This is a genomic window from Streptomyces sp. SID5910 (assembly GCF_009862125.1).
Lineage (GTDB): Bacteria > Actinomycetota > Actinomycetes > Streptomycetales > Streptomycetaceae > Streptomyces.
This window is the reverse complement of record NZ_WWHX01000985.1, coordinates 1-1,148: the sequence shown is the minus strand read 5'-3', so window position 1 is coordinate 1,148 and position 1,148 is coordinate 1. Positions and strand designations below refer to the sequence as shown.

Genomic DNA, 1,148 nt, shown 5'->3' with positions numbered 1-1,148 from the left:
GGCGCGGCGGCCGGCCCGGACGGCGTCCGCCGCGCCGCCGGTCTGGCGCTGCGGGCGCTGCGTGCCCTGCCGCGGGACGCGCCCGAGCGGGCCCGGGTCGCCAGGCTCCACGCCTATCTGCTGGTCGTCGTGGAGCTGGAGGAGCCGGGGTCGGTGGACTTCTCCGCCGTGGAGCGGCCCGCCGTGGAGAGCGACGACGACGGCGACCGCTTCGACGAGTGGCCCGCCGGTGTCACCGCGGAGCCGGGGCTGCTCGCCCATCTCGACAGCCACCTGCGGGACTTCGTCGCCCACGCCGGCGTCCGCGAGCGGCGTTTCGCGGCCCGTTTCGACCAGTTGCTGGCCCACCGCACCGGTGACACCGGCTATCTGGACGACGCCGCCGCGCTGCTCGGGGAAGCGCTCGACGCCAGCACCGAGGGCTCCTGGTGGGTCCTGGCGGTGCGGGCGGAGCTGGCGGAAGTCGTGGCGCAGGCCGCCTCCTTCGACGGCAGTTTCCACGACGCCGACCTGTCGCTGGCCACCCTGCGCGCCCTGGGCACGGCCCTGGAGCGCGACGCCTCGCTGCCGCCCGACGCACCGTTCGCGGTCCAGCTCGCCCTGTCCACGGCCGAGCGCGAACTCGACCACGCGCAGCGCACCGGTGACCACGCGGCGCTGCCACGGGTGGCGCAGGAGTTGCGGAACCGGCTGGCCGCGCAGCCCGGGGACAGCGGCCTGCGCGAGAAGCTGAGTCGACGGCTGGAGCAGCTGGACGGACTGCGCGCGGCGGCCCGGCGGACCACCGGACAGCCCGAGCCCACGACGCTCCCGGTCCTCGGGACCGACGACCCGGCCTTCGGGGCGGGCGAACCGGCGGCCGTACGGGAGGCCGTGGCCCGCGCGGTCGCCGAGACCCGCCGGGAGCTGGGGCAACCCGAGGTGTACCACGCCCAGGAGTACGACCGGCGTGCCCGGCTGGGCCTGCAACTGCTCCTCGCCGTGGTGAGCGGCGACAAGGACCCCGCGCTCCTGGACGGGGCCGTCACCGAGCTGACCCACGCCCGCACGCTGCTCGCCGAGGGGCGCGGCCGGGCACACCGCGTGGACGTCCTGACGAAGCTGGCCGAGGCCCACGCGATGCGCGCCGCCCGGGGCGGTCCACGGGT

At 76.9% G+C, this 1,148-nt stretch carries 1 pseudogene; it reads left to right on the top strand.

Going from position 1 to position 1,148, the window contains the following annotated elements:
• Positions 1–1,148: pseudogene (locus GTW67_RS35110) on the top strand (CHAT domain-containing protein); the annotation flags it as partial.